We start from the raw sequence: 5,651 nt of genomic DNA, 5'->3' as shown, positions 1-5,651 counted from the left end.
CTTGGATCGTACTGGAGCTGGGTAAAAACAATGTACAGGATTGGCACGATAATCAGGCCACCACCCACGCCAAACAGGCCTGCGGCAAATCCTGCAATTGCACCAATCAATAAATATATGATTAACTCCATAACGACATTTACCACGTTTAGATTCAAATGGATGTAGAAACTCGCGAACTGCAGCAACGTTTAAGTCAAGCAGGCCAGCTTCCTGAAGTGTTGCTGATCAAGCCCATTACCACATCGACCAATGACGATGTCCGGGAACTGGCAACCAAAGGGGTACAACAGGTACTGGTGTGTAGCCGCGTGCAAACCCAGGGACGTGGACAGCGTCAACGTCAGTGGATTTCTCCTGAGGGAAACATCTATTTAAGCACATTGCTGCATACACAAAAAGCAATCGATGGTCGTCTGGCGCTGGAAATTGCATTAAATATCCTGCAAATGCCAAGTCTAAAAGGCCTGGACTTGCAGGTAAAATGGCCCAATGACCTGTACGGCCTGCAAGGGAAATGGGGCGGCATTCTGATTGAACCGATTTCGACTCAACAGGTCGTAGTCGGTGTCGGGATCAATGTCAGCCCACTCACGGAAAGCATTCCAGACCAGCAGGTGACTTCTCTGACTGAATTGGGACTACCACATGCTTCACGTGTAGATCTGATTGCCGAGTTGTATCTGGCTATTCAGCAAGCGGGGGAATGGTTTAATTATGGCAGTCAGAATCTGCCAGCACGGTTTAACCAATATGCTGCATTTTTCCAACAATCAGTTGAATTTACTGATATTCAGGGTCAATATTCCGGAACTTTCCTTGGCATTCAGGACGATGGTGCGGTCATTATCGAAACGAATGCAGGTACGCAGACATTTTATCAGGGGCAACTCCGCCTTAAAAACGGCGGCTGAACAGGCATAACTCAATGAAAAAATTATGGTTGGATATCGGCAATACACGACTCAAGTACTGGATTACGGAGCAGAACCAGATCATTGAACATGCTGCGGAAATGCATTTGCAATCCCCTGCCGACTTACTTCTTGGTCTGATTCAGCATTTTAAGAGTTTGGGCTTGCATCAGGTCGGAATTTCTTCCGTGCTGGGCAAAGCAAATAATACCCGAATTCAATCGATTCTGACCTGCCTGAACATTCCTGTAGTTTTTGCCAAGGTACAGGCACGCTATGCCGGTTTGATCTGTGGCTATGATGATCCTTCCCAGCTTGGGATCGATCGCTGGTTGCAGGTGCTGGCCGTTGCCAAGTCAACTGAGAAAAATTACTGTGTCATCAGTTGTGGGACTGCCCTGACCATTGATCTAGCCCAAGGTCAGAAACATCTCGGTGGTTATATCCTGCCGAATCTGTATTTACAGCGCGACTCCCTGATCCAGAATACCAAAGGTATTAAAATCCCGGATGCAGCTTTCGAGGAACTCAGTCCTGGCCGCAATACCATTGATGCCGTACATCATGGCATTTTATTCGGTCTGCTCAGTACCATTGAAAAAGTACTGCAAGATTTTCCGGCACAGCTGATCCTGACCGGTGGAGATGCTGCACTCTTTGCACAGCATCTCGAACGGTTTCAGCCTATTATTGAACCAGACTTATTGCTTAAAGGCCTGCAGCATTTTGCAGATCATTTGCCAGACACAGTTTGAGCAGCTCGAGCAACTTTGAAAAATCTGTATAACCATCCAGCTTGTTAAAATGCCCTGCATTTTTGATTTCAAAAATCTGTGCATTCAGGCTATGGCCCAAACGCAACGAAATCGGTGCAGGCACATAAGGATCATTGCTGGAAAGCAGCATTACAAAACGTTTGGCGCCATGTGATAAATTGTTCAGATCTAACTTTACTGCCTGCACCATTTTGTTTAGTTCCGACCAGGCCACCAGTGGTGTATCAAAAGCTGCGACTAACATGAGCCCGCCAATTTTCAATTGTGTACGGTTATAGTGTTCTTCGAGAAACTTTAGAGTACTTAAGCCACCCAAGCCATGCGCAACAATGAAACTATGCTCATCCAGGTACGGAATCTGTAGTTTCAGGTTGTGCTGCCATTCTTCTAGATCAGGTTGAAAAGGATTGGCCAGCATGATCCGTTTGGCCTCGAACCCGGCGTCTTTGATCTGCCGGCTTAACCACGGATACCAGTGGTCATTTGAGGTCGCCTGATAGTCAGGCACGATATAGACTTTCTTCGTTATATTTTTCATAGCATTGTACTTATTATATTGAGAGCAAAATGCTCCGACAAAAGTTAAGTTTTTAATTATTAGCGGATGAAATTCAATATTCCTTATTCAACTTCATCCTGTCATCATTGAACCAATCTGTTCATCATCCTCCCTATTTAGTTGAAGATTGGATCAGATAAGGCTGAATCACTCGCCAGACTTCCGGCAGTTCAGTACAACCCTGCGAATTAATGAAATGCCCTTGATGTTCGGCACAGACTACGATTGCATCCAGACTTTCCGCTTGCTCCAGACTGAAGTCAGGCTGAACCCGATCATCACCTTCCGAATAAATCACTACACGTTCATCAATCTGACGTTTTAGTAAATCAAAATCTACTTCAGCAGCGTCAATGAACGGATTAACTTCTTCCAGACGTCCCAGTCTGCCATTGAAACCGGCCACTAATACCAGTTGTTTAATTCTCTGATTTTTTAATTCGCGACTTAAATAATGTAATGCAGCCAGACATCCCAAGCTATGTGCAATAAAAATACTGTTTTCGTCAATCCCGTCAATCTGTTCACGCATTTGCTGTTCCCAGACCTCTAATTTTGGCGTAGTTGACGGGTCAAGTCTGAGTACTTTCAAGCTGACATGTTCCTGCTGGGCTTTTTCCTGAATCCATGGAAACCAGTTTTCTTCAGGACTTGCGGTATAGCCATGCACCACAATCACTTGAGTCATTAGATACATCCTTCTATATTATTTTATTTCGAATGTTTTCGAGTCTGCCTGATTTTTCTAGAAATTTGGGTAAGCAAATGTTGTTTTGTTTAAACTGGATATAAAAGAAAATACAGATAATAAAAAAGGCGCTATACGCGCCTTTCTTACTTAAAACATTTATTTTTTGTCGTTTCCGCCGAACAGTGGACCCATACCACCGCCACCACCAAACTGTTTTTGCAGACCGCTCAGTGATTTCATCATTTTTGCCATACCCGACGGATTAGCAAATTTCTTCATCATCTTCGCCATTTGCGCATGCTGTTTGATCAGCTTGTTGACTTCTGAAACTTCCATACCGCAACCTGCCGCAATACGCTTTTTACGGCTTGGATTCATCAGGTCAGGGTTACGACGTTCCTTGATGGTCATCGACTGGATAATTGCTTCCATTTTCTTCACTTGCTTTTCAGGATTCGCCTGCGCAATCGCATCTTGAATACCAGAATTGCTCATGCCTGGAAGTTTGTCCAGGAAGCCCATCATGCCGCCCATCTTGTTCATCTGCTCGAATTGCATCAGCATATCTTCAAAGTTGAAGCTACCACCTTTCTGCAATTTCTTCGCCATTTTCTCGGCTTTTTCTTTGTCGATTTTGCGTTCAACTTCTTCGACCAAAGAAAGCACGTCACCCATGCCCAGAATACGCTGTGCCACACGTTCCGGATGGAATGGCTCAAGCGCATCCAGTTTTTCGCCCATACCGAGGAACTTGATTGGCTTGCCAGTAATCGCACGAACAGACAGTGCTGCACCACCACGCGCATCACCATCGGTTTTGGTCAGGATCACACCCGTCAAAGGAAGCGCATCGTTAAATGCTTTGGCCGTATTTGCCGCATCCTGACCGGTCATGGCATCAACCACGAATAGGGTTTCAGTCGGATTAATCGCTGCATGCAGCTCTTTAATCTCTTCCATCATATCGTCATCGATATGCAGACGACCTGCGGTATCGACAATCAGTACATCGGCAAACTGGATTTTTGCCTGTTCAATTGCACGATTAACGATGCTGATTGGTTTTTCAGCAGCACTCGATTCAAGGAAAATCGCGCCAACTTCGCCAGCCACTGTCTGTAACTGCTTGATCGCAGCCGGACGATAAACGTCGGCAGACACCATAGCTACTTTTTTCTTTTGACGCTCTTGCAGGAAGCGCGCAAGTTTGGCTGCAGTCGTGGTTTTACCCGCACCCTGCAAACCGGCAAGCAGTACCACCACCGGTGGTTTTGCTGCAAGGTCAAGGCTTTCATTGGCCTCGCCCATCATTTTGGTCAATTCATCATAGACGATTTTGACGAAAGCCTGCCCTGGTGATAACTGAGTCATCACTTCCTGGCCTAATGCTTCTTCCTTAACTTTCGCGATAAATTCACGAGTTACAGGTAACGCAACGTCGGCTTCAAGAAGTGCCATACGTACTTCACGTAACGTATCTTTAATATTGTCTTCGGTTAGCTGCCCTGAGCCAGTAACATTTCTTAAACTCTGCGTGAGTCGTTCTGTTAAGGTATCAAACATTGCAAAATCCGCTTAAAATAGCCAGTAGCAAAAAATTGTTTCTTAAAATAGAAAATTTATGCATAGAATGCTATAGGATACTGTAGTTCGCACTGAATTTATATAAATGAATATTCATCACCCTTAAAAAGGTTTGACATGCTTAGCCTACCCTTGGTTTACACGATCTTAGCATTAATCGCTTATACCTCCTCTTTTTGGTATCTGTTCATTCATTTAATGACTAAACGTACTCCAAATCAATGGTTTGTCGGCTTAACAGCTTTAGTTGGACTGGTACTCCATGCTTTGGTTTTATCAGGTGACATGTATACCCCGATGGGAATGAATTATGATGTATTCGCCTTACTTTCCTTTACGTCAGGGCTAATGCTGCTGCTAAGTATCATTTACAGTACCTATCGGCCGATTATTGCTTTAAACCTGATTGGTATCCCCGTCGCTGCAACCGGCCTAATTCTCGGTTTCAGTTTCACCCAGCCAGCGAAAGTCATTGCACAGAATTCTCTAGGCCTGGATATTCATATTATCTTGTCCCTATCCGCTTACGCTGTGTTATTGATGGCGACGATTCAGGCCGTGATTTTACGTTTTCAGGACCGTGAACTGAAGAAAAAACAGAAACGTCGGGTTTGGGTGAATCTGTTGCCCTCCTATCAGGATATGGAATCTTTATTGTTCGATATGCTGATGACTGGTTTCATTTTACTGACACTGGCATTGGGTTTCGGATTCTTTACCATTGATAATTTCTTCGCCCAACATCTGGCCCATAAGACCGCCTTTAGCATTGTGTCTTGGCTGGTTTATGGTGCATTATTGATTGGACACTGGAAATTTGGCTGGCGTGGTCAGAAAGCAGTTCGTTTTACCCTGCTTGGGTTTGGCCTGCTGGCGCTCGGTTTTATCGGCTCCAAATTTGTGCTGGAAATGCTGTTAAACAAATAAGCTGATTGATCTTCAATATTATAAAAGCCCAGTTAAGACTGGGTTTTTTATTTAATTATCCTCTTTATCTGGATTTACCCTTCCTACTCGTAGCGATAGCGGCCAACTTACTACCCGGGGCAATTCCGGATCTTCCCATTCTGGCAATAAGGCATCTGCCAGTACATTCAGCGGATTATGTCCGAGTGCCGTGGTGGCTG

The 5,651-nt window shown here is 44.7% G+C and carries 6 protein-coding genes and 1 pseudogene; 3 read left to right on the top strand and 4 right to left on the bottom strand.

Annotation, left to right across the window (positions count from 1 at the left end; genetic code table 11):
• The first annotated feature begins 158 nt into the window (after positions 1-158).
• Together B4J23_RS12790 and B4J23_RS12785 are read left to right on the top strand one after the other, a co-directional pair.
• Positions 159-914, top strand: a complete 756-nt coding sequence (locus tag B4J23_RS12790; protein ID WP_261634984.1) for a biotin--[acetyl-CoA-carboxylase] ligase — start codon at positions 159-161, stop codon at positions 912-914.
• Between the two features lie 14 nt (positions 915-928).
• A complete protein-coding gene (locus tag B4J23_RS12785) occupies positions 929-1,669 on the top strand; it encodes a type III pantothenate kinase (protein ID WP_291361108.1) in 741 nt (246 codons plus the stop codon).
• Here B4J23_RS12785 and B4J23_RS12780 read toward each other — a convergent pair.
• The 3 genes from B4J23_RS12780 to ffh all read right to left on the bottom strand — a co-directional run bounded on the left by B4J23_RS12780 (position 1,623) and on the right by ffh (position 4,503).
• Positions 1,623-2,228, bottom strand: coding sequence for an RBBP9/YdeN family alpha/beta hydrolase (locus B4J23_RS12780; protein ID WP_291361106.1), 606 nt, complete (start codon positions 2,226-2,228; stop codon positions 1,623-1,625). The two genes, B4J23_RS12785 and B4J23_RS12780, sit on opposite strands and share 47 nt — an antisense overlap.
• Positions 2,229-2,361: 133 nt before the next feature.
• On the bottom strand, positions 2,362-2,937 hold the full coding sequence (locus tag B4J23_RS12775) for an RBBP9/YdeN family alpha/beta hydrolase (protein ID WP_179992862.1): 576 nt from the start codon (positions 2,935-2,937) through the stop codon (positions 2,362-2,364).
• A 159-nt stretch (positions 2,938-3,096) separates the two neighbouring features.
• Positions 3,097-4,503 (bottom strand): signal recognition particle protein, encoded by a 1,407-nt coding sequence (gene ffh / locus B4J23_RS12770; protein ID WP_261634989.1) that lies wholly within the window; start codon positions 4,501-4,503, stop codon positions 3,097-3,099.
• 138 nt (positions 4,504-4,641) lie between these two features.
• On the opposite strand from ffh, the gene B4J23_RS12765 reads away from it, so the two are divergent.
• Complete coding sequence (locus B4J23_RS12765) at positions 4,642-5,451, top strand: cytochrome C assembly family protein (RefSeq protein ID WP_004783358.1); 810 nt, start codon at positions 4,642-4,644, stop codon at positions 5,449-5,451.
• Positions 5,452-5,502: 51 nt separating this feature from the next.
• Here the strand turns inward: B4J23_RS12765 and B4J23_RS14375 are convergent.
• Positions 5,503-5,651: pseudogene (locus B4J23_RS14375) on the bottom strand (class I SAM-dependent methyltransferase); the annotation flags it as partial.

It is taken from the genome of Acinetobacter sp. UBA3025 (assembly GCF_002367915.1).
GTDB lineage: Bacteria > Pseudomonadota > Gammaproteobacteria > Pseudomonadales > Moraxellaceae > Acinetobacter.
Note: the sequence above shows the minus strand (reverse complement) of the source record. Positions and strands in the feature narration are given on the sequence as shown.